This window comes from Streptomyces zagrosensis (genome assembly GCF_014203645.1).
Classification (GTDB): Bacteria; Actinomycetota; Actinomycetes; order Streptomycetales; family Streptomycetaceae; genus Streptomyces; species Streptomyces zagrosensis.
In genome coordinates, this window is record NZ_JACHJL010000006.1 from 186764 (window position 1) to 212283 (window position 25520).

Below are 25520 nucleotides of genomic sequence, written 5' to 3' on the forward strand. Positions count from 1 at the left end.
AATCCGAGCACCGCTGGGGCGGCGTCGGTGCCTCTCCATGTCGCGCGGACGGGTGCGTAGTCCCAGCTGGCTGACACAGCTGTGGGTGGCCTCCGCTAGCCTGATCTGCGTGATGACGGGTGAGTTGAAGAGCAAGATTGACCGACTATGGGATGCCTTTTGGTCCGGTGGGATCGCTAACCCGTTGGAGGTCATCGAGCAGATCACCTACCTGATGTTCATCCGGCGCCTGGACATTGTGGAGCAGGCCAAGGAGAACAGGACCCATCGCGTTGGGCGGCCGGTCGAAAACCCGATCTACACAGACGACACCCAAGTCCTGCGCTGGTCGGTATTCGCCAACGAGTCCCCTGAGAACATGCTCGCCCTGGTGCGTGACGGCGTCTTTCCCTGGCTGCGCACGCTGGGTGGTGAGGACTCCACTTATGCCCACCACATGAAGAGCGCACGCTTCACCATGACGACCTCGAATCTGCTCACCAAGGCCGTTGACATGATCAACGGCATCGATATGGGCGATAAGGACACGAAGGGCGACCTGTACGAGTACATGCTCAGCAAAATCGCCACGGCGGGGCAGAACGGCCAGTTCCGTACGCCCCGGCACATCATTCAATTGATGGTGGAGATGATGGCCCCGCAGCCGGACGACGAGATCTGCGACCCGGCGTGCGGCACGGCTGGCTTTCTGGTGGCCTCAGCTGAGCACGTTGAGCGCACGCACCGCGAAGCACTGTCCGAGCCGGCCCATCGACAGCACTTCAACGAGGGCATGTTCCATGGCTTCGACTTCGACACCACCATGCTGCGCATTGGCAGCATGAACATGCTGCTGCACTCGGTTGAGAACCCCGACATTCGCTACCGCGACTCGCTCGCTCAGAGCGCGGCGGGCGAGGCCGATCGGTACTCCCTCATCCTCGCGAATCCGCCCTTCGCTGGACGTCTTGACCACGACGCGACAGCGGCTGACCTACAGAAGGTCGTCAAGACCAGGAAGACCGAACTGCTGTTTTTGGCCCTGTTCTTGCGGCTGCTCAAGCCCGGCGGTCGGGCAGCGGTCATCGTGCCGGACGGGGTGCTGTTCGGCACCAGCACGGCACACAAGGAACTGCGGAAGCTGCTCGTCGAGGGCCATAAGCTGGATGCGGTGGTAAAGCTGCCAGCCGGCGCTTTCAAGCCGTATGCGGCCGTCTCCACGGCCATTCTGTTTTTCACGAAGACCAACAGCGGCGGCACAGACAGCGTCTGGTTCTACGAGGTCACCGCGGACGGCTGGAGTCTCGACGACAAGCGCGCCCCACAGCTGTCACAGGGCAAGCTCGGACCGCTCATCGGTGGTGATGCGCTGAGCGTGGACGAGCACACCAAGAACAACCTGCCTGATGTGCTTGCGCGCTGGCGACGCCGCAACGGCAGCGAGCAGGAGCGGGCACGGACTGAACAGAGCTTTTGCGTCCCCAAGGTCGATATCGCCGCGCAAGGCTATGACCTGAGCCTCAACCGGTACAGGGAGATCGTCCACGAAGAGGTCGAGCACCGGGCGCCGAACGCGATCTTGGACGAACTGGCTCAGATCGAGGCGGAGATCCAACAGGGGATGAGCGAGCTCAAAGGGATGCTGGGATGAAGCTTCGCCCCATCGGTGAACTCACCGAGAAGATCGCCACCTGGAATCCGGCCCGAGCTCAGTCTGTCGATAACTTCACCTACATCGATCTCAGCTCGATCGACTCGCTGACCAAGGAGATTGTCAAGCCCCAACAAGTGACTCCAGAGAGTGCGCCCAGTCGGGCACGACAGTTGGTCCGCGCTGGAGACATTATCGTCTCTACGGTGCGGCCCAATCTCAATGGTGTCGCAGTCGTACCGAGTGAGTGTGATGGGGCGACGGCATCCACCGGATTCACCGTGTTGCGACCAACGACCGAAGTGGAGTCCGCGTATCTCTTCCATTGGGTACGCTCCCCACTTTTCATCTCTGCGATGATCCGCCAGGCCACTGGGCAAAGTTACCCTGCTGTCTCTGACCGCATCATCAAGAATTCATTGATCCCTCTGCCCTCGCGAACTGAGCAGCTGCACATCGCACGGTTGTTGGACCACATGGATGCGCTACGCGCCAAGCGGCGCGAGGCCATTGCCCTTCTCGATGGCCTTGCTCAGTCTATTTTCCTCGATATGTTCGGCAACCCGCGCCAGAATCCCATGGGATGGCCTACGGACAATCTGGCCAATCTGGCCGACCCCACCGACCGCATCAACTATGGCGTCATCCAGCCAGGTGATCACCGCTCGGATGGCATCCCTCTGGTGCGCGTGGGCGATCTCTTGCATGGGCGCGTAGACCGCTCTGCGATGAAAAAGATTGATCCGCAGATTGAGGCAAAATATTCGCGTTCCCGTCTTAGGGGGAACGAGGTTCTCGTCGGTTGTGTTGGTTCGATCGGGGCTGTCGCCCTCGTCAACGACTCCGATATCGGATCAAATATCGCACGCGCTGTTGCGAGAATCCCGATCTCTTCAGAGCCGCTACGACAGTACATTGCCGAGCATCTCCGTGCTGCCAGTATCCAGCACTATTTCGTCAATGAACTGCGCTCGGTTGCGCAGCCCACTCTCAATATCAAGCAACTTGCTGAGACGGTTGTCATGATGCCGCCGCCGGGGCTACCGGAGGAATTCGCCTCGCGCGCGGCGTTGGTTCGTAGACAGCAGAAGAGCCACACCGCGCACCTCTCGCTGCTCGATTCCCTCTTCGTGACACTCCAGCACCGCGCGTTCCGCGGCGAAGTCGTGCCCAACGTCGCAGCGTCCGTCGCCTGAACGCCGACCGAAAACACGGTATGGCTCATCTCCGGGAGGGTGTACCCGGGAATTCCCGTATCGGCAGCAGCGTCCGGGCCACGTCCTTTTCGTGTCTCGGGCTGACCGGACAGGCATTCACGGCCCTTGGCTCTGCGCCCGCGCCGCGGTGTGCCTTGCGCTCCGATCCGCACGGGGGGACGGACCGAGGTGCGGCCTCGCAGGGGTCAGACCTTGATGACGCGGACGCCGGGGCGGCACAGCACGAGGAGGTCCTCGGGCTCCGACGTCTTCGGCGTCTTCGATGAGTTCGCGCAGCAGGTCCCGCTCAAGCTGGCGCTGGATGAGAGCTTCGACGTAGGCGGACATGCCTCGCTTGCCGGTACGCGCCTTGAGGGCGACGATCGTGCCCTCGTGGAGGGAGACGGAGACCGGACGGACGGGGCCTTCGCCGGGAGCAGCAGGGGTGACCATGAACCCACTTCAACAAAACTCTTGATATCGCGTGATCGCTATCCGCGCCCGGTCCCTCGTGCGGGTATCGCTCGCAGTGGTCACCGGCAGCACTGTTCGAACGGCGCACGAGGCGCTGACGTCGAGCGGGTGCGATGAACCACCAGGTCGGATGCCGTTCCGCGAAGGATTCCGCGGGGACTTCTCAGGGACTCTCACACCTGCCCCCGGGCCGATCCAGGGACTTTCCCGCCAGGTGAAGGGGAAAGTCCCTAACAGCGCCGAAAGGTGAGAAAGAGCTGGTCAGAGCCTAGAGCCTCAGCACTCGATCACATTCACCGCGAGCCCGCCGCGGGCCGTCTCCTTGTACTTGACCTTCATGTCAGCGCCCGTCTCCTTCATCGTCTTGATGACCTTGTCGAGCGAGACATGGTGGCGGCCGTCGCCGCGTAGGGACATGCGGGCCGCGGTGATGGCCTTCACCGCGGCCATGCCGTTGCGCTCGATGCACGGGATCTGCACCAGACCGCCGACCGGGTCACAGGTCAGGCCCAGGTTGTGCTCCATGCCGATCTCGGCCGCGTTCTCCACCTGCTCCGTGGAGCCGCCGAGCACCTCGGCGAGACCGCCGGCGGCCATCGAGCAGGCCGAGCCGACCTCGCCCTGGCAACCGACCTCGGCGCCGGAGATGGAGGCGTTCTCCTTGAAGAGCATGCCGATGGCGCCCGCCGCGAGGAGGAAGCGGACGATGCCGTCCTCCTGCTCGCTCGGCGAGGAGCTCTGCGCTACGAAGTTGACGTAGTAGTGCAGGACGGCGGGGATGATGCCCGCCGCGCCGTTGGTGGGGGCGGTCACCACTCGGCCGCCCGCCGCGTTCTCCTCGTTCACCGCCATCGCGTACAGCGTCACCCACTCCATCGCGTGCGCCGCCGCGTCACCCTCGGCGCGTAGCGCGCGAGAGCCGGTCGCGGCGCGGCGGCGGACCTTGAGGCCGCCGGGCAGGATGCCCTCACGGGCCATGCCGCGCGATACGCACGCCTGCATCACCCGCCAGATCTCCAGCAGGCCCGCGCGGATCTCCTCCTCGGTGCGCCACTCCTTCTCGTTCTCCAACATCAGCGCCGAGATGGAAAGGCCCGTTTCGCGAGAGAGCCGCAGCAACTCGTCGCCGGTGCGGAAGGGGTGGGCGAGCACCGTGTCATCCAGCTTGATCCGGTCCTCACCGACCGCGTCCTCGTCCACGACGAAGCCGCCGCCCACCGAGTAGTACGTCTTCTCCAGGAGCGGCAGTCCGTCCGGGTCGTACGCGAAGAGGGTCATTCCGTTCGCGTGGTAGGGCAGCGAGCGGCGGCGGTGCAGGATCAGTTCGGTGGACTCATTGAAGTCGATCTCGTGGTCGGTGCCGATCTCTGCGCCGAGCAGCCGCAGCCGCTTGGTGGTGCGAATGCGCTGGACCTCGGCATCGGCGCTTTCCACGTCCACGGTCTTGGGCGCGTGCCCCTCAAGTCCGAGGAGCACCGCCTTGGGCGTGCCGTGCCCGTGCCCGGTGGCGCCGAGGGAGCCGAAGAGCTCGGCCCGTACGGAGGTGGTGTGGGCCAAGAGGCCCTCGTTCTTCAGGCGGCGGACGAACATGCGGGCCGCACGCATCGGGCCGACGGTATGGGAACTGGAAGGACCAATGCCAATGGAGAAAAGATCGAAGACGGAGATGGCCACGGTGGCTGACCCCTTTGTCTGCTCGGTGTGGGTGGTTCGGAGTACGAAGGGAGAGATGTGACGCTGTGGACGCCGGTTCCTCGCCCATGGGGCTTGGGTGTGAGGGGGCCCCGGGGGCGGCGGTGGGGAGCGGGTGCTCCCACGGTGCTTTTTGATCGTGCTGCTGGCTGTGCTCTGTGGCCGTTCCCGCGGTGCGGTTGCGGCGCTTTGTGGCCGCCCCCGCGGGGCGGGTTGCGGTCCTTGTCGTAGGTGCGGTCCGAGTCGGCGACCCGGGCGGTGGGGCGGGCTGCGCTGGGTGTTGCACAACCGTTGTGTGCCCCGTCCGGACGTGGGACGGGGCACCGGCTCACTTACCAGTGTGCGCGGTGCCCCGGTAAACCCGGTAAACCAGCTTTGCCGCTGGGTTACAGCGTGGAGTACAGCGGGTGCTTCGTGGCCAGCGCGGTGACCCGCTCGCGCAGCGTCTGGGCGTCGTAGGACGGCTTCAGCGCCTCCGCGATGATGTCGGCAACCTCACGGAAGTCCTCCGTCTGGAAGCCTCGCGTTGCCAGTGCCGGCGTGCCGATCCGCAGGCCCGAGGTGATCATCGGGGGACGCGGGTCGTTCGGGATGGCGTTGCGGTTGACGGTGATGCCGACCTCGTGCAGCCGGTCCTCGGCCTGCTGGCCGTCCAGCTCGGAGTTGCGTAGATCCACCAGGACCAGATGCACGTCCGTGCCACCCGACAGTACGGAGACGCCCACCTCGGTCACATCGGCCTGGACCAGCCGCTCGGCCAGGATGCGTGCGCCATCCAGGGTGCGCTGCTGGCGCTCCGTGAACTCCTCGGAGGCGGCCATCTTGAACGCGACCGCCTTCGCCGCGATGACGTGCTCCAGCGGGCCGCCCTGCTGGCCGGGGAAGACCGCAGAGTTGATCTTCTTGGCGAGCTCCGCCGTGGACAGGATCACACCACCGCGGGGGCCACCCAGCGTCTTGTGCGTGGTCGTGGTCACGACGTGCGCGTGCGGCACCGGGGAGGGGTGCAGGCCCGCGGCGACCAGGCCCGCGAAGTGCGCCATGTCGACCATCAGGTACGCACCGACCTCGTCGGCGACCCGGCGGAAGGCCGCGAAGTCGAGCTGACGCGGATAGGCCGACCAGCCCGCGACGATCAGCTTCGGGCGGTGCTCCTTGGCGAGCCGCTCGACGTCGTCCATGTCCACCTGACCGGTCTGCTCGTCCACGTGGTACGGGACCACGTTGTAGAGCTTGCCGGAGAAGTTGATCTTCATGCCGTGCGTCAGGTGCCCGCCGTGCGCGAGGTTCAGACCCATGATCGTGTCGCCCGGCTTGAGCAGCGCGAACATCGCGGCGGCGTTGGCCTGGGCGCCCGAGTGCGGCTGCACGTTGGCGGCCTCGGCGCCGAACAGCGCCTTGATGCGGTCGATGGCGATCTGCTCGATGACGTCCACGTGCTCGCAGCCGCCGTAGTAGCGGCGGCCGGGGTAGCCCTCGGCGTACTTGTTGGTGAGGACCGAGCCCTGGGCCTCCAGAACGGCGACCGGAGCGAAGTTCTCCGACGCGATCATTTCCAGGGTGGACTGCTGGCGGTGGAGTTCGGCGTCGATGGCGGCGGCGACATCGGGGTCGAACTCGTGCAGGGAACTGTTGAAAGGCGACATCGGCATCCCGATCAGATCAGAGTCATCAGGGTTACGGGGGAGGTTGCGTCAGTTTTCGGTGAAGGCGGTGTACTCGTCGGCGGAGAGGAGATCGTCCGGCTCCCCCGACACCTTGACCTTGAACAGCCAGCCGCCCTCGAAGGGAGCCGTGTTCACCAGCGAAGGGTCATCCACGACGTCCTGGTTGACCTCGGTGATCTCACCGGTCACCGGCGCGTACAGGTCGCTGACCGACTTGGTCGATTCCAACTCACCGCAGGGTTCGCCCGCGGTGACGTCGGCGCCGACCTCTGGGAGCTGAACGTAGACAACATCGCCGAGCGCGCCTGCTGCGTGCTCAGTGATGCCGACTGTCGAGGCGCCGTCCTCGGCCGCCGACAGCCACTCGTGCTCCTTGCTGTAGCGAAGCTGCTGGGGGTTGCTCATGTCCTGATTCTCCTGGATGCGATGGCGTGTCGTGCACGGGGATGACAAAACGATGGGTCGGCTACCCGGTCGAAGCCCGAACGGGGCCCGAACGAGTGCAGACGTGCGTGTGAGGCGCAGGCCGCGGCAGCGCGGGGCGGCCCCGGTCCGGTCAGAGGCGGATCTAGCGCTCGCGCTTGTAGAAGGGCAGCGCGACGACCTCGTACGGCTCGTGCGTACCGCGGATGTCCACGGCCACGCCCTCGGTGCCGGGGGCGGCCTGCTCGGCGTCCACGTACGCGATGGCGATCGGCTTGCCGAGGGTGGGGGAGGGCGCGCCCGAGGTGACCTCGCCGATCACGGTGCCATCGGCGGATACGACCGGGAACCCGGCGCGCGGCACCCGGCGGCCCTCGGCGATCAGCCCGACCAGCTTGCGCGGCGGGGCCTGCTCGGCCCGCTTGGCCGCCGCTTCCAGCGGCTCGCGGCCCACGAAGCGGCCCTCGTTGGTCGTCTTCTCGAACTTGACCACGCGGCCGAGGCCGGCGTCGAACGGCGTCGTGTCGGTGGTCAGCTCGTGGCCGTACAGCGGCATGCCCGCCTCAAGGCGCAGCGTGTCCCGGCAGGAGAGCCCGCAGGGGATGAGGCCGACCGCCTGGCCCGCCTCGGTCAGCGCCTGCCACAGTGCCTCGGCGTCGCCCGGGGCGACGAACAGCTCGAAGCCGTCTTCGCCGGTGTAGCCGGTACGGGCGATCAGCGCGTCCACTCCGGCGACGGTGCCCGGCAGGCCCGCGTAATACTTGAGCCCGTCCAAATCGGCGTCGGTCAGCGACTTCAGGATGCCGGGGGACTCGGGGCCCTGGACGGCGAGCAGCGCGTACTGGTCGCGGTCGTCGCGCACGGCGGTGTCGAAGCCTGCCGCACGCTCGGTCAGCGCGCTCAGCACTACCTCGGCGTTGGAGGCGTTGGCGACCACCATGTACGTCTCGGCGGCGAGCCGGTAGACGATCAGGTCGTCGAGGATGCCGCCCTCGGCGTTGCAGATCATCGTGTAGCGGGCGCGGCCGACCTTGAGCCCGGCGAGGTTACCCACCAGCGCGAAGTCGAGCGCGTCGCCCGCCTGCGGGCCGGTCAGGGTGATCTCGCCCATGTGAGAGAGGTCAAAGAGGCCGGCGTGGGTGCGGACGGCGTTGTGCTCGTCGCGCTCACTGCTGTAACGCAGCGGCATATCCCAGCCCGCGAAGTCGGTCATGGTGGCGCCGAGCGCGCGATGGGTCGCGTCGAGTGCGGTACGGCGCGGAGAATCGGGCAGGGTGCTCATCGGTTGGAGACTCCCAAGGGTGGGCATGGCTGGCGAGGACATCCTCCCCATCTGTCATCGGAACCTGAGAGGTTCGCCATGACCCCTGAGCCGGGGTTCGGCTTGCACCTTGGGTGGAGCCGTGCGAACGGCTCGCTTTTCAGATCTGCCTCGTCCACGCGGTATCGGGGCCTGAGAGATTCAAGGGAGGACTTGCTCCTTCGGCGCCCCGGACGAGTGATCGATGAGATCACCGCTGGTCCGGGAACTCTCCCGCATGGATTCGAGCGGCCGGTATGCAGTTGCGCGCACATCATGACACGGACGCGCGTGCGATGGACCCCCCGACCGACATCCGCTTTACCTGTCGGCCGCATTACCTTTTCTTTACACTCAGTGGATACGGACCGTGGTGACCGCCGCCGTCGCGCTCGGGAGGACGATCACGTTGCAGGGTCAGGGCATGCAGGCGGGGCCGCAGGTGCCCGCTCCACCCCCACTGCCACGGCAGGTCGCGCGGCACCCGGGGGAAGTGGTTCAGCCCGGACGCGGTCAGGCGGTGCGCGACTTGCGCGGCGCCGGCCGGGCCAAGGTTCCGGCGCAGGACGGGGACCACGAACAGGCGCCGGACGAGGCGTCGGAGGAGTTAGGGGACCGGCCCCGCGGCGGGCGGCGCGAGACCGGACCGCCCGGCGCGGAGCCCGCCGATACGACCGGGATGGATGCCCCTGCGGCGGAAGCCGCCGCGTTAGGGGAGCCCGGCTTGGCGCGCGAGCCCGCCGCAGTGCAGGAGCCCGCCGCAGTGCAGGAGCCCGGCGTGACGCGAGAGCCCGGCGCGGTGCGGGAGTTGCGGTACGCCGCGGGAGACCTGCTGGTCGTCTCAGGGCTGCCGGGGAGTGGAAAGAGCACCTTGATCCGGCGCGTGGTGACGGGCGTGGACGCGCACGGTGCTCGGGTGCGGCGGGTCGATTCGCAGGACACCAGGGATCGCTGGGAGCGACGGATGCCGGGCTGGTTGCCGTACGCCGGCTACCGGCCGCTCGTTCGCCTCACGCACTACGCGGGGCTGCGCCGGGCCGTGCGCTCCGGTGGCAGCGTCGTCGTCCACGACTGCGGGACGCTGCCGTGGGTACGGCGGTGGTTGGCCCGCTCCGCGCGCCGGCGCGGCGCCGGGCTGCACCTGGTGCTGCTCGATGTGCCGCCAAAGGTGGCCCTGGCCGGGCAGGCGGCACGCGGACGTGGAGTCTCCGGTTACGCCTTCGGCCGCCACCGGGCCGCGGTGGACCGGCTACGCGCGGACGCGCTCGCCGGCGGCGCGCCCGATGGCTGCGCATCGGCCGTCCTGCTCGACCGTGCGGCGGCCGAGACGCTGTGGGAGATCGGCTTCGCCTAGCGGGCCTGGCTCGGCTCACGGCTGCGGGCCGCTGACCGGGCGGGCCCGGCCCGTCGGGGAGGTGGGTCGAGCCCCGCGCCGGGTGGCGCATGTGCCGCACCGGGCGCGGGGCCGTAGCGCCTGCTGGGGTGTCAGCGCGCCGGGTGGACCTCGGCGGGCAGTGTCGTCGCGGTGCCGGGCAGCTTCGGTAGCTTCGGCAGGCCCTTCAGGTCGGGGGCGGGTAGTTCGCCACTGAGGAGGACCACGGTGGCGACGTTGACCGCGCCGGTCAGCGTCTGCTGCGCCGCGGGCACGATCGTCCGGGGCGTGCCGGCCTTGACGGCCTTCACCAGCGTGCTCACCCGCGCCTTGAGGTCGATGATCGCCTGGTTCCGCAGCCGCTCGGCCACCGGAGGGCGGTTCGTCGCACCGGACTGCGCGACGCTCTGCTTCCCGGGCTTGGCGGGCTTAGCCGGGGTGGCGGGCTTGCCGGGAGTCGTCTGGCCCCGCAACAAGACTGCAAGCGCCTTGTCGATGGCCTTGGTGTGCTGGGTCAGCTGGGCAGGGGACGGCTTGTGGCCCTTGGCCTCCAGTACGTCGCGGACCAACTCGCTGACCGGATTGAGCACGTTCCCCGTGCGGTTCAGGAGCTGTGACTGGGCGGCGGTCTTTGCCGGGCTGGGCTTTGGCGCGCTGACGGAGCGAGCGGGGGACTCGTCCTCGACCAGGGCGACGGCGGTGCCCGCGGAACCAAGCGCGAGGGCGGTGATCGCGGCTGATGAGACGAGAACGCCGGTCTTCCGGGAGATGCGCATGAGAAGGGTGTCCCTTCGTGTTGCTGGCAGATACCCCACCACCGTGTGAAGCGTGAGCACGGCGTGCAACTTGTCAACTACCGAGGGTGCCGTGTCGGTCGGCGCGTCAACCTCGACCCTGCCCCGCTCACCTGGGGATTCACCGTGGTGAGCGATGGCCCCGGGAGCGGGCCCGGGTGCAGCCGTTAGGGTGCGTAGCCAGGTTGGACGAGACGGCGGTTGGACGAGATGAGCATCCCTGAGCGGCACGAAACCTCCCCGGCTGCTGGCGGGTTTCCATGCAATGAACTGGAAGAGGTTTTGGCCGCCTCGCTCGCGCTTGGCCCGGACGGCCAGTGGAACGCGGGAGCGGGCGCACGCATCGTCGAGGTACTGGGGCGCAGCTCGCTATGGGTGCCCTTGCCCAAGGGCGGCGGCCCGGAAAGCCGCGACCTGGATCTGCCCGCCATCGAGTGGGACGGCGCGGCCTTCGTGCCGGTCTTCAGCTCCGCTGAGCAGTTCGCGTCGGCCACCGGCGGGCGACTGTCCTTCGCCATCGCCCCCGCCGTGGAGTTCGCGCGCGGGCTGCCGCCCCAGGTCGGCATCGCCGTCAATCCGGGCGGCACGGTCGGCGTCCCGCTGCCGCCGCCCGCCGTCGCCGAGCTGTGCCGCGTCGGCCGTGCCCCCCTGGACGGAGCCGCGTCCGGTGGCCGGGTGCTGCTCTACGAGCCGGACTGGCAGGACGAACCGGTGGACTTCCTGGCAGCCGCCGGCCTCGAATTCACCGCGACCCCGGGCCTACGGACCGCGCGCCGAGTCCTGGCCAGCGTCGAGGGCGGCGCCCCGCAGCTGTTCGTCGGGGTCGAGCTGGACCGCCCCGACCCCCAGGCGCGCGCCATGGTGCTCGATGCCCTGGGGCGGGCACTTGGCGCCGTCCCGGTGGCCTGGCCGGTGCAGCTCGTGCTCTTGGACATCGCCGATGACCCGGTGGCCGACTGGATGCTGGGCCGGGTGCGGCCATTCTTCGACCGGGACGTATGACGCCTTCCGGGAGCTGTCGATGGGGACTCGTAAGCTGGTTGGATGACCGGACGGGTGCGTGAAGGGCGCTGTCCGGTCAGCCAGCCGACAGAAGGGGCGTAACCAGGTGAGCGCGGGCGCGGACAGGGGGGTGCGCAGCGACTCGTATCTCGGCGGTGGCGGGCGACGCGAGGCAGGCGCACCAGCCGGGCCGGTCGAGGATGCGCTGCGGCAGGTCGCCCCGGGACGCTTCGACGCGTATGAACGCCTGCTCCAGGCCCTCGCCGAAGGCCAGGTTTGGATGCTGCTGTGGCACGGCCACCCGGGTTCGCCCGACGCCCAGTACGGCAACATGGACATTGACGGGCTCGGCTACGCCCCGTGTGTGACCTCCGCGCAAGAGCTCGCCGCCAGCGGCTGGAACCGCACGCACGAGGTGGTCCCCGGGCGGCGGGTCGCCGCCGCGCTCTTCTCCGACCGTTACGGGCTGTGGCTCAATCCGCACGCCCCGGGCGGCGGCGTCGGCATCCCCTGGCTCGATCTGCGGCGCATCGCGGGCGGGCTCGACCGGCTGCCCGCCGGGCCGCTTCGGGTGAGCGAACCCACCGTGGAGATCCACCAGTTCTACGCCCTACTCGGGCAGAACGCACACCGCACGCCCGCCGTACGCTCGTTGCGCCGCGCCTGGGTGCAGCCCGCGCTGGGCAGCCCGTATCTGGCCATCGGCCTGGATCTGTACGACACGCGTCAAGCCGCCGTGGAATCCGTACGGTTGATGATGCGCCAGTCGATCGGCGCGGTGCCCGATGGGCTGCCCGTTTCCACGGTCGCGATGGCCGATGCGTACGACCCGGTGGCGATGTGGATGCGGGCCAACAGCCGCCCGTTCTTCGACCGCGATCTCTACGGGGCCGCGCCCGCACCCACCGCGGGGTACGGCTACCCACCGCAACCTCAGTCCTACTGACCGTGCTGCGTCCCCGCGCTGCTGGTCGTCGGTGATGGTCCCCGACGCTGGCGCGTGGGCGCGGTGTTGACGCCCTACCCGGACCCGCCGCGCGCTGCCGCTTTCGTCATGGAACGCGCCATGGTGACGCATGCCCGCCACCATCGCGCCACGCCCTCGACCGTGCCTCTCGGGAAGCTCTCCTTCCGGTCGCCGCGACGCCCGTTCCTGACCGTAAGCGCCTGATCCCACGGTTCCGTCTGGTCGTTGTCACCCCGTTTATCCGCCATGACTGTTCGGATAGCGGAACCTTGCTGGCCACATCACAGTTGCGCATCCATTACCGGTGAGGTCTGGCGGGTGATCGCAGCAGCGTTGAAGACTCCCGCTCCAAGGGGCGTGTGCCGCGTCACACACCCCGAACGGGTGAAGCGTGCCGAGTGAACTTCCCAGTTCGTCCGCACTCATGCGCAGAGCTCGTGCCAGCGTTCTCGCACGACGCCTCTGCACGGTCGCGAGGACGGCTCTCGCACCACGGCTTTCGCACCACCGTCGGTACTCGCACACCAAGATCAACCTTTGTGCACCAGCTCGGCAGTTTTGTACCAACTGACGTGAACGCAGCAACTGATGTGAACCAGGCCGCTCCAGCGGCGGGCGTGGGCCGGTCACCACCGGCCGAGAGGGGTCTCCACCACGATGACGGCACCACTGCACGACACGAGCGCGGCCGAGACCGCGGCTGTCGATGTCGCGGCTGACGCCCCGGCCAAGGAGATCTCGGGCCGTTCGCCCGCCCAAATCGCATGGGTGCGGCTCAAGCGGGACAAGATCGCGCTGGCTGGTGGCTGCGTCGTCCTGTTCCTGGTCCTGGTCGCGATCTTCGCCCCGCTGATCGTTGACTGGTTCGGCCACCCACCCAACGAGTTCCACGACGATGAGGGCACCGTCGATTCCCTGCTCGGCGGCCAGCCGGTCGGCGACTGGGGCGGCATGAGCAAGGACTTCCTGTTCGGAGTCGAGCCCGTCAACGGCCGCGACACCTTCAGCCGCGTGGTCTACGGCACCCGCATCTCGCTGATCGTGGCCTTCCTCGCAGCCATCTTCGCGGTGCTGCTCGGCACCATCTTCGGCGTCATCGCCGGCTACTTCGGCGGCATCGTTGACACGGTCATCAGCCGCACCATGGACCTGCTGCTCGCCTTCCCGCAGTTGCTGTTCATCCTGTCGCTGGTCTCGGTGGTGCCCGCCGAGATGTGGGGACTGAGCGGTTCCGGGGTGCGCATCGGCGTGCTGATCGTGGTGATCGGGTTCTTCGGCTGGCCCTACGTCGGCCGCATCGTGCGCGGCCAGACCCTGTCACTGCGTGAGCGTGAGTACGTGGAGGCGGCACAGAGCCTGGGCGCCGGCCGCCGCTACATCCTGTTCAAGGAACTGCTGCCCAACTTGGTCGCGCCGATCACGGTCTACATGACGCTGATGATCCCGACCAACATCCTCACCGAGGCCGCCCTGAGCTTCCTGGGCGCAGGCGTCACGCCGCCCACCGCCTCCTGGGGACAGATGCTGTCAACGGCGGTGCGTACGTACGAGATCGCGCCCATGTTCATGATCTTCCCCGGCCTAGCCATCTTCGTGACGGTGTTGGCCTTCAATCTCTTCGGCGACGGCGTCAGGGACGCCCTCGATCCCAAGGGGAGCCGTTGATTCCATCGCTCCACCGGCAGTTCCACGACGCCACGCAAAGAGCCACACAAAGAAACGTCACCACCACGGAGGTTGCGAGATCGTGACAACCCATCGCACATCGAAGCGCAGACTGGCCATCGGGTCGGCCGTCGCCGTCGCGGCTCTGCTGACCACCGCTGGCTGCGGTGGCGGCGACGACAAAGAAAAAAAGGGCAGCGGCCCCGGCTACAACGCCGCGGTCGGCAAGATCGCCAACCCGTCCGAGAAGAAGGGCGGCACGCTCAAGTTCATCGGCACGCAGGACGCCGACTCCTGGGACCCGCAGCGCGGCTACTACGGCTTCGTGTGGGACTACGCCCGGTTCTACACACGCCAGTTGATCACTTACAAACCCGCCCCCGGCGAAGGCAGCCAGGAGCTCGTGCCGGACATGGCCACCGCGACGGCCAAGATCAGCGAGGGCGGCAAGCGGTACGAGTACACGCTGCGTGACGGCCTGAAGTGGCAGGACGGCAAGCCGATCACGTCGAAGGACATCAAGTACGGCATTGAGCGGATCTGGGCCCAGGACGTGCTGTCCGGCGGCCCGATCTACCTCAAGGAGGTGCTCGACCCCAAGGGCGAGTACAAGGGCCCGTACAAGGACAAGGACCCGGAGAAGCTGGGTCTGAAGGCCATCGAGACCCCGAACGACAAGACCATCGTCTTCAAGTTGCCCAAGCCCAACGGTGACTTCGAGCAGATGCTGGCGATGCCGGCCGCCTCCCCGGTCCCCAAGGACAAGGACACCGGGTCGCGCTACGGTCAGAAGCCGTTCTCGTCGGGCCCGTACCAGTGGGTCTCCTACGAGAGCAACAAGTCGATGGTCCTGACCCGCAACCCCCACTGGAAGAAGTCCTCGGACCCCGTCCGCAAGGCGCTGCCGGACAAGGTCACGCTGACCCTCATCACCAACTCCGATGAGATGGACAAGCGCCTGATCAAGGGCAACTACGACGTGGACCTCAACGCGACAGGCGTCGGCCAGGCGGGCCGCGTGGAGGCGCTGCGTAAGCACAAGGGCAACATCGACAACCCGCTCACCGGGTTCATCCGGTACGCGGTCTTCCCGCAGACCGTGGAGCCGTTCAACAACATCGAGTGCCGTAAGGCGGTCATCTACGGCGCGGACAAGAAGTCGCTCCAGACCGCGCGCGGTGGCCCGCAGGGCGGTGGCGACATCGCCACCAACATGCTGCCGCCGGTCGTCAAGGGCTCCGACCCCAAGTACGACCCGTACGGTGCCCTGGAGAACAACGGCGGCCCGGACACCGCCAAGGCCAAGGAAGCGCTGAAGAAGTGCGGTAAGCCCAACGGCTTCGAGACCACCATCGCGGTGCGCAACAACAAGCCCGTCGAGGTGGCCACCGCCGAGTCGCTCCAGGCATCGCTGTCGAAGATCGGCATCAAGGCCAACATCGCGCCGTACGACGGCTCGCAGACGCCGGGCATCATCGGTAACCCGAAGGTGGTCAAGAGCAAGAACTACGGGATCATCATCATGGGCTGGGGCCCTGACTTCCCGACCGGCCAGGGCTTCTCGATGCCGCTGGTCCACAGCAAGTACATCCTGAACAACGGCAACAACAACTACAGCATGCTCAACGACCCCAAGATCGACGCCAAGTTCACCGAGGCCGAGGCCGAGCTGGACGAGAACAAGGCCGCCGAGATCTACACCGAGATGAACAAGATGGTCTCGGAGAAGGCCGTGTACCTGCCGTTCGTGTTCGAGAAGAACATCATCTGGCGCAGCAGCAGGCTCACCAACGTCTACACGGCCCACGCGTACAACGGCCGTTACGACTACTCGGCGCTGGGCGTCGTCAAGTGATCGCCACCACCCGCATCCGCAGGTCTGGCGCCAGGCCACCCGCATCCCGGCGCACCCGCCGCTAGGCACGAAGGGCAGGTGATGGCCGCGTTCCGCGGCGGGGAACTACCGGATCACCTCCGGTAGTTCCCCGCCGCGGCCGGGCCGAGAGCAGTGCTCGCATACCTCATCCGGCGGCTATTCGCCGTCGTCCTGACACTGATGGTCGTCATCTTGGTGACCTTCGGCATCTTCTTCATCATCCCGAAGTGGACCGGCGTCGATCCGGCGACGATGTACGTCGGCAAGCAGGCGGACGCACAGGCCATCGAGGCCATTCGCCAAAAGCTCGGGCTCGACGACCCGATCATCGTCCAGTTCTGGGAGTTCCTGCGTGGCTTGTTCGTCGGCCGCGACTACACCAGCGGTGCCGACACCGTGCACTGCTCCGCTCCCTGCTTCGGCTACTCCTTCCGGAACGAGCAGCCCATCTGGCCGGTCCTGACCGACCGGCTGCCGGTCACCTTCGGCCTCGCCGGCGGCGCGGCCATCTTGTGGGTGTTCGGCGGCGTGGCCACCGGCATCGTCTCCGCGCTCAAGCGGGGCACGTTGTGGGACCGCTCGGCCATGACCGTCGCCCTCGCGGGCGTCTCGCTCCCCATCTACTTCACCGGCGTCGTCTCGCTGGCGATCTTCTCCTACCAACTCGACTGGGTGAGCAACGAGTACACCGAGTTCGGCGTCAATCCCGGCGACTGGTTCAGCGGGATGATCCTGCCCTGGGTCACGCTCGCCTTCCTGTACGCGGCGATGTACGCCCGACTCACCCGGGCCACCATGCTCGAAGTGCTCGGCGAGGATTACATCCGTACCGCTCGCGCCAAGGGGCTGCGTGAACCGGTCGTCATCGGCAAGCACGCGATGCGCTCGACGATGACCCCGGTCCTGACCATCCTGGGCATGGACCTGGGCGCCCTGATCGGCGGCGCGATCCTTACCGAGACCACGTTCAGCCTGCCCGGCCTCGGCCAGGCGGCGGTGCGAGCGATCAGCGAACGCGACCTGCCACTCGTCCTGGGAGTCACGCTGCTCACGGCGGGCGCCGTCGTCATCGCCAACCTCATCGTGGACCTCTTGTACGCCGTGATCGACCCCCGAGTGAGGCTCTCATGACGACGGATTCCACCCCGGGACCCGTGCCCGGCCCCACGGTCGGCAAGACCAGCGGCACACCAGCGGGCAAGACCAGCGCGGTGGGTGAGCCGGTACGGCCCGGCGCCCCCGACTCGAACGTCTTCCTCGACGTGCGGGACCTCAAAATTCACTTCCCGACCGACGATGGCCTGGTCAAGTCCGTGGACGGGCTCTCGTTCCAGTTGGAGCGCGGCAAGACGCTGGGCATCGTCGGCGAGTCGGGCTCGGGCAAGTCGGTCACCTCGCTGGGCATCATGGGGCTGCACACCGTCGGCCAGTACGGCCGGGGCAAGGCGCAGATCTCCGGCGAGATCTGGTTCGACGGCAAGGAACTGCTGAGCGCCCAGCCGGACGACGTGCGGCGGCTGCGGGGCCGCGAGATGTCGATGATCTTCCAGGACCCGCTGTCCGCGATGCACCCCTACTTCACGGTCGGCGCGCAGATCGTCGAGGCGTACCGGGTGCATCACACCGTGGACAAGAAGGCGGCCAAGCGGCGCGCGATCGAACTGCTCGACCGAGTCGGCATCCCGCAGCCGGACCGTAGGGCGGACGACTATCCGCACCAGTTCTCCGGCGGCATGCGGCAGCGCGCGATGATCGCCATGGCGCTGGCGAACAACCCAGAGCTGCTGATCGCCGACGAGCCGACCACCGCCCTTGACGTCACCGTGCAGGCGCAGATCCTCGACCTGATCCGGGATCTGCAAAAGGAATTCGGCTCGGCCGTCATCATCATCACCCATGACCTGGGCGTCGTCGCCGAGCTTGCCGACGACATCCTGGTCATGTACGGCGGCCGATGCATCGAGCGCGGACCGGCCGAGAAGGTCTTCTACGAGCCCCAGCACCCCTACACCTGGGGCCTGTTGGGCTCCATGCCGCGCATCGACCGCGATCAAACGGCGCGGCTGATTCCCGTCAAGGGCTCCCCGCCCAGCCTCATCAACGTGCCGAACGGCTGCGCCTTCAACCCTCGCTGTCCGTACGCGGACATACCCGAGGACAACCGCACCCGCACCGAACGGCCTGAATTGAGGGAGGTCGGCAGCCACCACTTCTCCGCGTGCCACATGACGCAGGAGGAGCGGACGCGGATCTGGACCGAAGAGATTGCGCCCAAGCTATGAAGGACCAAGCTGTGTCGGAGAACAACGTGACGTTGCACAAGCAGCGGCCCGCCGATGGCGAGCCCCTGCTCAAGGTGACCGGCCTGGTCAAGCACTTCCCGATCACCAAGGGCCTGCTGCGCAGGCAGGTCGGCGCGGTGCAGGCCGTGGACGGGCTGTCCTTCGACGTACGGGCAGGTGAGACGCTGGGCGTGGTCGGCGAGTCCGGCTGCGGCAAGTCCACCATGGGCCGGCTGATCACCCGGCTGCTCGAACCCACCGGCGGCAAGATCGAGTTCCAGGGCAAGGACATCTCGCACCTGAACGTCGCCGGGATGCGCCCGTTGCGACGCGACGTCCAGATGATCTTCCAGGACCCGTACTCATCGCTGAATCCGCGGCACACGGTCGGCACGATCGTCGGCGCGCCATTCAAGCTGCAAAAGATCAACCCCGATGGCGGCATCAAGAAGGAGGTCCAGCGACTCCTTGCGCGGGTGGGCCTCAACCCGGAGCACTACAACCGCTATCCGCACGAGTTCTCCGGCGGGCAGCGGCAGCGCATCGGCATCGCCCGTGCGCTGGCCCTCAACCCGAAGCTGGTCGTCGCGGACGAACCGGTCTCGGCGCTCGATGTGTCGATCCAGGCTCAGGTGGTCAACCTGCTGGATGACCTTCAGGACGAGTTGGGCCTGACGTACGTGATCATCGCGCACGACCTCTCGGTGATCCGGCACGTATCGGACCGGATCGCGGTGATGTACCTGGGCAAGATCGTCGAGTTGACCGACCGCAAGTCGCTGTACGAGCGGCCGATGCACCCGTACACCCGGGCGCTGCTGTCAGCGGTACCGGTGCCCGACCCCAAGCGGCGCGCCAAGCGCGAGCGGATTTTGCTGCTGGGCGATGTGCCCTCGCCCATATCCCCGCCGAGTGGTTGCCGGTTCCACACTCGGTGCTGGAAGGCGACGGTGGTGTGCACCGTGGAGGAACCGCCACTGATCGCCCTGAAGACCGGCCACCAGGTGGCATGCCACCACCCGGAGAACCACGAGGACCTCAAGCCCGACGATGCCGCGCTGCCTGTCGCGGTAAAGGGCGGCCCTGCACGGACGGCGCAGCCGGCGGCAGTGGCTGAGTCTGTCGCAGTGGCTGAGCCGGCGGCGGCGGACAAGTCAGCATCAGCGGTCGTGGACGAGCCGGCGGCCGTGGCCGAGTCGGCGGGGCCGGGGCTGGCGAAGCCGGGGCTGGACAAGAAGCTGTCCGCCAAGGACGCGAAGCCGAAGCAGTCGGCCGACACCGCGGTGGCCGGTGCGAAGCCGGCGGCGGCCACGGCCGATGAGCCGGCGGGCCAGGCCGGGGAGCCCGAGCGGCAGGAGGGTGCCGAGGGCTCCGGCGGCTCGGCCGGCAAGGAGTGAGCCCCGCGGGGCGGCGACCCTGCGGGCAAGTGACGGTGGTGGAGGAGGCCGGGAGCGGCTGGCGTGGCCGGTGGAGGAGGTCGGTCGCGGTTGCCGATGGCGGGATGGTGGGCCGGATCACTGCCGCTCGGATCGGGGCATCCCGGACCCACGGGGTAAAAATAGCGGGTGCTCACTGACCTGTTCACGCCATCCGTGCTGCGCTCCATGGACCTCGCCGGGATCTTCGTCTTCGCGATGTCGGGCGCACTGCTCGCCGTACGCAAGAACTTCGACATCTTCGGCATAGCCGTGCTGGCCGAGGTCACCGCGTTGGGCGGCGGGCTGATCCGGGACCTGATCATCGGGGCCGTGCCGCCCGCCGCCTTCGCCGACCTCGGCTACTTCGTGACTCCGCTGATCGCCGCGGGCCTGGTGTTCTTCCTTCACCCCGAGGTGGAGCGGATCAACGGGGCGGTAGGGATCTTCGATGCGGCGGGCCTTGGCCTGTTCTGTGTCGCGGGCACGACCAAGGCCCATGCGTACGGGTTGAGCCTGACCGCATCGGTCGCCCTGGGCATCGCCACGGCGGCTGGCGGCGGCGTGCTGCGGGACGTACTGGCCAATGAGATCCCCTCGCTGCTGCGTTGGGACCGCGAGATCTATGCCGTACCGGCCCTGGTGGGCTCGTCGGTGGTGGCCCTGCTGCTGCACTTTGACGCGTTGAGCGGCGGCACCAGCGCGCTGGCCGCGATGCTGGCGTTCGGGCTGCGGCTGTGTGCGATGCGCTTCGGTTGGCGCGCGCCGCGGGCGTGGAACCGGCGTAGTGCGGCGCAAGAAGAGGCTTAGCGGGAGAAGATCAGAGGAAAAGTCAGAGGAAGAACTGCGAAGGGAGCGGTGTGGATATTCCGTAGGAAATGGCGCGTAAATGGCGTCGAAGTGGCGGAGAAAACGGCGCAGCAAGTGCGGCGGGAAGGGCGAACCTACCCGCCGGTAATCAACCCGTGTACCGTGCTCGTCATGGCACAGGCAACCATCGGTAACAGCGAGTTCGACCGGGACACGGTGGTGACCCGCCGCGTCCCTGGCCCAGGCTCCGACGCCGAACCCGGCGCCGATCACACCGGGGCCCTCGCGGCCTACGACGTTGACCTCTCCGCACGGTGGAGCATCCTCAAGGCACTCAACGGCGGCTACCTGCTGGCCGTGCTCGGCCGCGCGCTGGGGGATGCGCTCGCACATCCCGACCCGTTCACGATCACGGCGCACTACCTGACCGCCTCGCAGCCGGGCCCCGCCGTCATCCGCACCGAGTCGATACGCACCGGCCGCACCCTCTCCACAGGCCAGGCATCCCTCGTCCAAACCGATGAGAGCGGCGCAGAGGTGGAGCGCATCCGCGTACTGGCCACCTACGGGGATCTGGGCGCCCTGCCCAACGACGTACGCACGGCCGCCACGCCGCACGCCATGCCCTCGTACGAGAACTGCCTGGGCGCCGACGACGCCCCCGATGGGCAGCCTTCGCTGGCCAACAGCTCCGAGATCGTCGGCCGGTTCGACATGCGCCTCGACCCGGCGACCGCGGGCTGGGCGATCGGCCAGCCCAGCGGGCTTGGCGACATGCGTGCTTGGTTCGGCCTCGCTGATGGCCGGGACCACGACCCGCTGTCCCTGCTGCTGGCGGTGGACGCGCTGCCGCCCACCGCGTTCGACCTGGGGCTGAGCGGCTGGGTGCCCACGGTGGAGCTCACCGCCCACATACGCCGCCGCCCCGCCCCCGGTCGGCTACGGGTCTTCGTCGCCACCCGCAACCTGGCGTGCGGCTTCCTGGAGGAGGACACCCAGGTGTGGGACAGCGCGGACCAACTGGTAGCGCAGGGACGCCAGTTGGCGCGGGTCAAGCTGGGGTAGCGGCTGCTGCGGGCTGGCTGCTGACTGCCAACCCCGCGGCCCGCGCGCTCCGTTCACTGTCCGGGCCCCAGCGCCTCATGCCACACTGATCGACATGGGGGATCTCGCGCTGACCTTCGATGACGGCACCGTCGCCTGGCTGCACCTCACCCCGGTCGCCGACGGGGCACGTCCTGCGGCGCCGCCTGCGGCTCCTGGGGGCGCTGGTGGCCCTGGTAGTTCCGGTGGCCCGGAGGGCCCTGATGACAGGCGGAATCCGGGTGCCAGCGGTTCAGGTGGTGCCAGTGATTCAGGTGGTGCCAGCGGTTCACGTGCGGGCAGTCCGGCCAGTGGCGCGCCTGCTGACTCGTACGGTGCGCCGCGACCCGATCTCGAACTGCCCGCTGGTTTCGGCGGCGCCCGAGCGATCAGCGCCGATGGCAGGACCGCCCGGGCCCTCACCGCGGGCGGTCAGGCGCTGGTGACCGCGCTACGCCCGCTCGGCGGGGTGCTGGAGAGCATCCACCAGTCCCTCGCGGACTCCGCGCGCCGCCCGGACGAGGTCACGGTGGAGTTCGGCGTCACGCTGGGCACCGACCTCAGCCTCGGCGTCTTCACCGGCAAGGGCGAGGCCAACTTCACCGTCTCCGCCACCTGGAACCTCGGTCCGACGTCGCCGTAGGGTGGCGGCCCCCTAGGCCGGCCCCCAGGCCGGCAAAACCCGGCCCGTCCCATCCCGATCTATCTCGTCCCATCCCATCCCATCCCGACCCGGCTTGGCCGGCTCCAGGCGGGTGGCGTTGCGCCGCCGGTGGAGCGGTCCCTCCGGACGCCGAAGGCCCCATCGTCACCCTCCCCAAGTCGAAGCCGTACACCTACCCGGCGGGCGAGGCGTGCCCCTTCCGGGCCCGGGGCGAGGCGACGTGTGTCCCTTCCGGGCCCGGGGCCGGGCCGATTTCCCGGTCAGCGAACTGCGGGCGTGGGGGCCGAGTCAGTCGTCGAGGCCGTGCAGAAACCCCGTCAGCGCCCCGGTCAGCTCCGCAGGGGCGTCCTCCTGGACCAGATGCCCGGCTCCTTCGATGAGGCGAAGGCGGGCGCCAGGGATGAGGGAGGCCAGTTCGTGCGCCTTGGCGACGGGAATCCAGGCGTCGTCGGTGCCCCAGCAGACAAGTACCGGTAGCCGGAGTTCGCCATAGCGACCCTGGATCTCGTCCGTGTAGCGCTGGTCGTTTTGTGCGATCTGCCGGTAGAAGGCGGGCTGCCCCGCGTCGCCGCACCACGGTTCGACCAGTCGGTCGAGAACGGCCGGGTGCAGCCCATGGGCGCTTGCGGAACTGACGTACTCACGTAGCAGCGCACGGTGCAGGCTGGGCGGCAACTGCCCGAACACCTCGGCATTGTCGCCCAGCAGCCGATACGAGGCCGAGCCCCAGGGGGCCAGCGCCACGGGGTCCACGAGGGCCAGCGCCCGGTACGGGGCGCCGTGCAGCAGATGGGCGCGGAGCGCGACGCAGCCGCCGAAGTCGTGTGCGATGACGTACGGGGCGGGAAACGCGTGCGGCGTGGCGAAGGGGGCCCCGCTGCTTCCATCCGATCCCGGAGCCTGTTGCGGGCTCTCGTCTGCGCCGCCCGGATGCAGGCCCCAGTGCGCCAGCAACTCCACAAAGACGGACGCCTGCGAGGCCAGGGACACGTCCTGCCCCTCGTGCCGGTCGGACGTGCCGTAGCCGGGCATGTCCCACACCAGTACGCGATACCGGTCGGCCAGCGAACGGGCGACACCGCGCCAGACGTACGACGAGAACGGCGTGCCGTGCAGCAGGATAACGGGCGGCGCGTCGGGCGCGCCGAGTTCCGCCCAACGCACGGTGCCGGCGGACGAGAGGTATGTACGATCCAGTGCCCAGGATGTCATGTCCGTAATGCTAGTAACTCATTACAGGCTCGTCGAGCCTGTACGGGGCGCCACCGCCGGCCTGTCCGTGGCTGTGGGTACGGGGCATGGGGCGCGGAGCGCGGAGCCCAACGGGGCACGGAGCACGCACGGGCACGGAGCCCCCACGGGGCACGAGCCGCGGGGCCCTACGGGGCGCGGAGCCCCACGGGGCACGGGGCACGGAGCCCCACGGGGCACGGAGCACGGAGCGCGGAGCACGAGCCGCGGGGCCCTACGGGGCACGGAGCACGGAGCCATGGGGCCACGGGCCACGGAGCGCGCGGGGCCTTACGGAGCACGGGGCCACGGAGCCCCACGGGGCACGGAGCACGGGGCACGGAGCACGGAGCACGGAGCACGGAGCACGAGAGACCGTCACGGGGCACGGAGCCGCGGGGCGGCCCTCGGAGGGGCCCGTGGGCGCCCCGCGTAGGCCCGGTGGACACGTCGTGGACACCTCGTGGGCGCCGGGGCGGCGCACCGGCGCTTGGCTCCGTCACCGGGTGCCACCTGGGGCAACAGCGTCCGCGCCGGGCTCGTGCTCGGCTGCGTAGGGTTTCCGAGCCTCCACGCGCCTGCCGTGCACGCCGTTGCGGCTCGTAGAATCGTCCGCATCATGGCCTACCTCGACCACGCCGCCACCACCCCGATGCTTCCGGAGGCGGTGCGGGCGATGACTGACCAGCTCGCCGTCACCGGCAACGCCTCCTCGTTGCACGCCGCCGGGCGGCGTGCGCGCCGCACCGTGGAGGAGTCCCGCGAATCGCTTGCCGCGGCGTTGGGCGCCCGCCCCAGTGAGGTGGTTTTCACCGCGGGCGGCACCGAGTCCGACAACCTGGCCGTCAAGGGCCTCTACTGGGCCCGGCGCGCCGCCGACCCGGCCCGTACCCGGGTGCTCGCCAGCCCCGTCGAGCACCATGCGGTGCTGGACGCGGTGGACTGGCTCGCCACGCACGAGGGCGCGCGGGTGGAGTGGCTGCCGGTTGACGCGTACGGCAGGGTCAGTCCCGACGCGCTCCGTGCGGCCATCGCCCGTGACCCGTCCGATGTGGCGCTGGCGACCGTGATGTGGGCCAACAACGAGATCGGCACGATCATGCCGGTGGTGGAACTGGCCGCCGTTGCGCGCGAGTTCGATGTGCCGCTGCACGCGGATGCGGTACAGGCGTTCGGCCAGGTCGAGCTGGACTTCGCGGCCTCCGGGCTCGCTGCGATGACCGTGACCGGACACAAGATCGGCGGCCCGTACGGGATTGGGGCGCTGTTGCTCGGTCGCGCCTATGCGCCCGTTCCGCTGCTGCACGGCGGTGGCCAGGAGCGGCACGTGCGCTCGGGGACGCTGGACGTGCCCGCCATAGCGGCGTTCGCGGTGGCCGGAGAGCTGGCCGCCGCGCGCCGTGAGGACTTCGCACACGAGATCGGCGCGCTGCGGGACACGCTCATCGCGGCCGTCACCGAGACGGTCCCGGACGTGGTGCTGGGCGGCGACCCCGACCCGGCGGGCCGACTGCCCGCTAACGCGCACTTCTCCTTCCCCGGCTGTGAGGGAGATTCCTTGCTGCTGCTGCTCGACGCCCAGGGCATCGAGTGTTCTACGGGCTCTGCCTGTACGGCTGGTGTCGCCCAGCCGAGCCATGTGGTGCTCGCCACGGGCTCCTGTCCGGAGTTGGCGCGCGGCACGCTGCGGTTCTCGCTGGGGCACACCTCGACGAAGGCGGATGTGGAGGCAGTGGGGGCAGTCATCGGCCCCGCGGTCGCACGCGCCCGCAGCGCGGGGCTGAGCTAGCGGTTCGCGCCCCGGCGCCGGGGCGCGAACCGCTGGCCGAAGGGTCCGTACGGTGCGACGGGGCCCGCGTTCCACACGACGCTCCGTACGGCGCGGCAGGGCGGGCGTTCCATACGAGGCTCCGTACGGCGCTCCGTACGGCGCGACAGCGCCGGGGGCCCCACACGACGGAGCGAGGCCGCAGCCCAC

General features: G+C 68.4%; 21 protein-coding genes and 1 riboswitch. Of the genes, 14 read left to right on the forward strand and 7 right to left on the reverse strand.

The genetic code is table 11. From position 1 onward, the window contains the following. Positions 1–85 precede the first annotated feature (85 nt). Both FHS42_RS14040 and FHS42_RS14045 read left to right on the forward strand, forming a co-directional pair. Positions 86–1630, forward strand: coding sequence for a type I restriction-modification system subunit M (locus FHS42_RS14040; protein ID WP_312866865.1), 1545 nt, complete (start codon positions 86–88; stop codon positions 1628–1630). Beyond that, complete coding sequence (locus FHS42_RS14045; protein ID WP_184572534.1) at positions 1627–2826, forward strand: restriction endonuclease subunit S; 1200 nt, start codon at positions 1627–1629, stop codon at positions 2824–2826. Before FHS42_RS14040 ends, FHS42_RS14045 begins: the two co-directional genes overlap by 4 nt. 117 nt (positions 2827–2943) lie before the next feature. Here the strand turns inward: FHS42_RS14045 and FHS42_RS39085 are convergent, their stop codons facing one another. The 5 genes from FHS42_RS39085 to gcvT form a co-directional block, all read right to left on the reverse strand. Further along, entirely contained in the window at positions 2944–3279 is a 336-nt protein-coding gene (locus tag FHS42_RS39085) for a hypothetical protein (protein WP_246494724.1), read from the reverse strand. 297 nt (positions 3280–3576) lie between these two features. Beyond that, on the reverse strand, positions 3577–4974 hold the full coding sequence (locus FHS42_RS14055; protein ID WP_184572535.1) for an L-serine ammonia-lyase: 1398 nt from the start codon (positions 4972–4974) through the stop codon (positions 3577–3579). Between the two features lie 404 nt (positions 4975–5378). After that, complete coding sequence (gene glyA, locus FHS42_RS14060; protein ID WP_184572681.1) at positions 5379–6638, reverse strand: serine hydroxymethyltransferase; 1260 nt, start codon at positions 6636–6638, stop codon at positions 5379–5381. 48 nt (positions 6639–6686) lie between these two features. Further along, on the reverse strand, positions 6687–7064 hold the full coding sequence (gene gcvH / locus FHS42_RS14065) for a glycine cleavage system protein GcvH (protein WP_184572536.1): 378 nt from the start codon (positions 7062–7064) through the stop codon (positions 6687–6689). A 163-nt stretch (positions 7065–7227) separates the two neighbouring features. Continuing rightward, positions 7228–8364, reverse strand: coding sequence for a glycine cleavage system aminomethyltransferase GcvT (gene gcvT / locus FHS42_RS14070; RefSeq protein WP_184572537.1), 1137 nt, complete (start codon positions 8362–8364; stop codon positions 7228–7230). Positions 8365–8513: 149 nt separating this feature from the next. After that, a riboswitch (glycine riboswitch) is annotated at positions 8514–8629 on the reverse strand. 432 nt (positions 8630–9061) lie between these two features. Between gcvT and FHS42_RS14075 the strand changes: the two genes are divergently transcribed. After that, the gene (locus FHS42_RS14075) at positions 9062–9736 is read left to right on the forward strand and encodes an AAA family ATPase (RefSeq protein WP_184572682.1); all 675 of its coding nucleotides are present in this window, start codon (positions 9062–9064) and stop codon (positions 9734–9736) included. 131 nt (positions 9737–9867) lie between these two features. Here FHS42_RS14075 and FHS42_RS14080 read toward each other — a convergent pair whose 3' ends face one another. After that, positions 9868–10530: a hypothetical protein gene (locus FHS42_RS14080; RefSeq protein ID WP_184572538.1), complete on the reverse strand. Its 663-nt coding sequence runs from the start codon at positions 10528–10530 to the stop codon at positions 9868–9870. Between the two features lie 228 nt (positions 10531–10758). Here FHS42_RS14080 and FHS42_RS14085 point away from each other — a divergent pair, with 228 nt between their 5' ends. The 10 genes from FHS42_RS14085 (at position 10759) to FHS42_RS36215 (ending at position 22291) form a co-directional block, all read left to right on the forward strand. Further along, positions 10759–11550 carry an enhanced serine sensitivity protein SseB gene (locus tag FHS42_RS14085; RefSeq protein WP_184572539.1) on the forward strand — a complete coding sequence of 264 codons (792 nt, stop codon included), beginning with the start codon at positions 10759–10761 and terminating at the stop codon, positions 11548–11550. 205 nt (positions 11551–11755) lie between these two features. Further along, positions 11756–12496: an enhanced serine sensitivity protein SseB C-terminal domain-containing protein gene (locus FHS42_RS14090; protein ID WP_221476502.1), complete on the forward strand. Its 741-nt coding sequence runs from the start codon at positions 11756–11758 to the stop codon at positions 12494–12496. 678 nt (positions 12497–13174) lie between these two features. Next, complete coding sequence (locus tag FHS42_RS14095) at positions 13175–14182, forward strand: ABC transporter permease (RefSeq protein ID WP_184572540.1); 1008 nt, start codon at positions 13175–13177, stop codon at positions 14180–14182. Between the two features lie 82 nt (positions 14183–14264). Further along, positions 14265–16037 (forward strand): ABC transporter substrate-binding protein, encoded by a 1773-nt coding sequence (locus FHS42_RS14100; RefSeq protein WP_184572541.1) that lies wholly within the window; start codon positions 14265–14267, stop codon positions 16035–16037. 153 nt (positions 16038–16190) lie between these two features. Next, positions 16191–17189 carry an ABC transporter permease gene (locus tag FHS42_RS14105; RefSeq protein WP_184572542.1) on the forward strand — a complete coding sequence of 333 codons (999 nt, stop codon included), beginning with the start codon at positions 16191–16193 and terminating at the stop codon, positions 17187–17189. After that, positions 17186–18340: an ABC transporter ATP-binding protein gene (locus tag FHS42_RS14110; RefSeq protein WP_184572543.1), complete on the forward strand. Its 1155-nt coding sequence runs from the start codon at positions 17186–17188 to the stop codon at positions 18338–18340. Before FHS42_RS14105 ends, FHS42_RS14110 begins: the two co-directional genes overlap by 4 nt. Continuing rightward, complete coding sequence (locus tag FHS42_RS14115; RefSeq protein ID WP_184572544.1) at positions 18337–19737, forward strand: ABC transporter ATP-binding protein; 1401 nt, start codon at positions 18337–18339, stop codon at positions 19735–19737. Before FHS42_RS14110 ends, FHS42_RS14115 begins: the two co-directional genes overlap by 4 nt. A 168-nt stretch (positions 19738–19905) precedes the next feature. Beyond that, entirely contained in the window at positions 19906–20565 is a 660-nt protein-coding gene (locus FHS42_RS14120; protein WP_184572545.1) for a trimeric intracellular cation channel family protein, read from the forward strand. Between the two features lie 171 nt (positions 20566–20736). Then, entirely contained in the window at positions 20737–21630 is an 894-nt protein-coding gene (locus tag FHS42_RS14125; protein WP_184572546.1) for a thioesterase family protein, read from the forward strand. A gap of 94 nt (positions 21631–21724) precedes the next feature. Beyond that, entirely contained in the window at positions 21725–22291 is a 567-nt protein-coding gene (locus FHS42_RS36215) for a CU044_2847 family protein (RefSeq protein ID WP_221476471.1), read from the forward strand. A gap of 309 nt (positions 22292–22600) precedes the next feature. Here the strand turns inward: FHS42_RS36215 and FHS42_RS14135 are convergent, their stop codons facing one another. Beyond that, positions 22601–23524 (reverse strand): alpha/beta fold hydrolase, encoded by a 924-nt coding sequence (locus FHS42_RS14135; protein ID WP_184572547.1) that lies wholly within the window; start codon positions 23522–23524, stop codon positions 22601–22603. Between the two features lie 637 nt (positions 23525–24161). Here FHS42_RS14135 and FHS42_RS14140 point away from each other — a divergent pair. Further along, a complete protein-coding gene (locus FHS42_RS14140) occupies positions 24162–25331 on the forward strand; it encodes a cysteine desulfurase family protein (RefSeq protein ID WP_184572548.1) in 1170 nt (389 codons plus the stop codon). The last annotated feature ends 189 nt before the right edge of the window (positions 25332–25520 follow it).

Excerpts from the sequence above, each read along its gene's own strand:
- FHS42_RS14045 (WP_184572534.1), top strand. The coding sequence starts at position 1,627 with ATGAAGCTTCGCCCCATCGGTGAACTCACCGAGAAGATCGCCACCTGG.
- FHS42_RS39085 (WP_246494724.1), bottom strand. The coding sequence starts at position 3,279 with ATGGTCACCCCTGCTGCTCCCGGCGAAGGCCCCGTCCGTCCGGTCTCC.
- glyA (WP_184572681.1), bottom strand. The coding sequence starts at position 6,638 with ATGTCGCCTTTCAACAGTTCCCTGCACGAGTTCGACCCCGATGTCGCC.
- gcvH (WP_184572536.1), bottom strand. The coding sequence starts at position 7,064 with ATGAGCAACCCCCAGCAGCTTCGCTACAGCAAGGAGCACGAGTGGCTG.
- gcvT (WP_184572537.1), bottom strand. The coding sequence starts at position 8,364 with ATGAGCACCCTGCCCGATTCTCCGCGCCGTACCGCACTCGACGCGACC.
- FHS42_RS14075 (WP_184572682.1), top strand. The coding sequence starts at position 9,062 with ATGGATGCCCCTGCGGCGGAAGCCGCCGCGTTAGGGGAGCCCGGCTTG.
- FHS42_RS14080 (WP_184572538.1), bottom strand. The coding sequence starts at position 10,530 with ATGCGCATCTCCCGGAAGACCGGCGTTCTCGTCTCATCAGCCGCGATC.
- FHS42_RS14085 (WP_184572539.1), top strand. The coding sequence starts at position 10,759 with ATGAGCATCCCTGAGCGGCACGAAACCTCCCCGGCTGCTGGCGGGTTT.
- FHS42_RS14095 (WP_184572540.1), top strand. The coding sequence starts at position 13,175 with ATGACGGCACCACTGCACGACACGAGCGCGGCCGAGACCGCGGCTGTC.
- FHS42_RS14110 (WP_184572543.1), top strand. The coding sequence starts at position 17,186 with ATGACGACGGATTCCACCCCGGGACCCGTGCCCGGCCCCACGGTCGGC.
- FHS42_RS14115 (WP_184572544.1), top strand. The coding sequence starts at position 18,337 with ATGAAGGACCAAGCTGTGTCGGAGAACAACGTGACGTTGCACAAGCAG.
- FHS42_RS14125 (WP_184572546.1), top strand. The coding sequence starts at position 20,737 with ATGGCACAGGCAACCATCGGTAACAGCGAGTTCGACCGGGACACGGTG.
- FHS42_RS36215 (WP_221476471.1), top strand. The coding sequence starts at position 21,725 with ATGGGGGATCTCGCGCTGACCTTCGATGACGGCACCGTCGCCTGGCTG.
- FHS42_RS14135 (WP_184572547.1), bottom strand. The coding sequence starts at position 23,524 with ATGACATCCTGGGCACTGGATCGTACATACCTCTCGTCCGCCGGCACC.
- FHS42_RS14140 (WP_184572548.1), top strand. The coding sequence starts at position 24,162 with ATGGCCTACCTCGACCACGCCGCCACCACCCCGATGCTTCCGGAGGCG.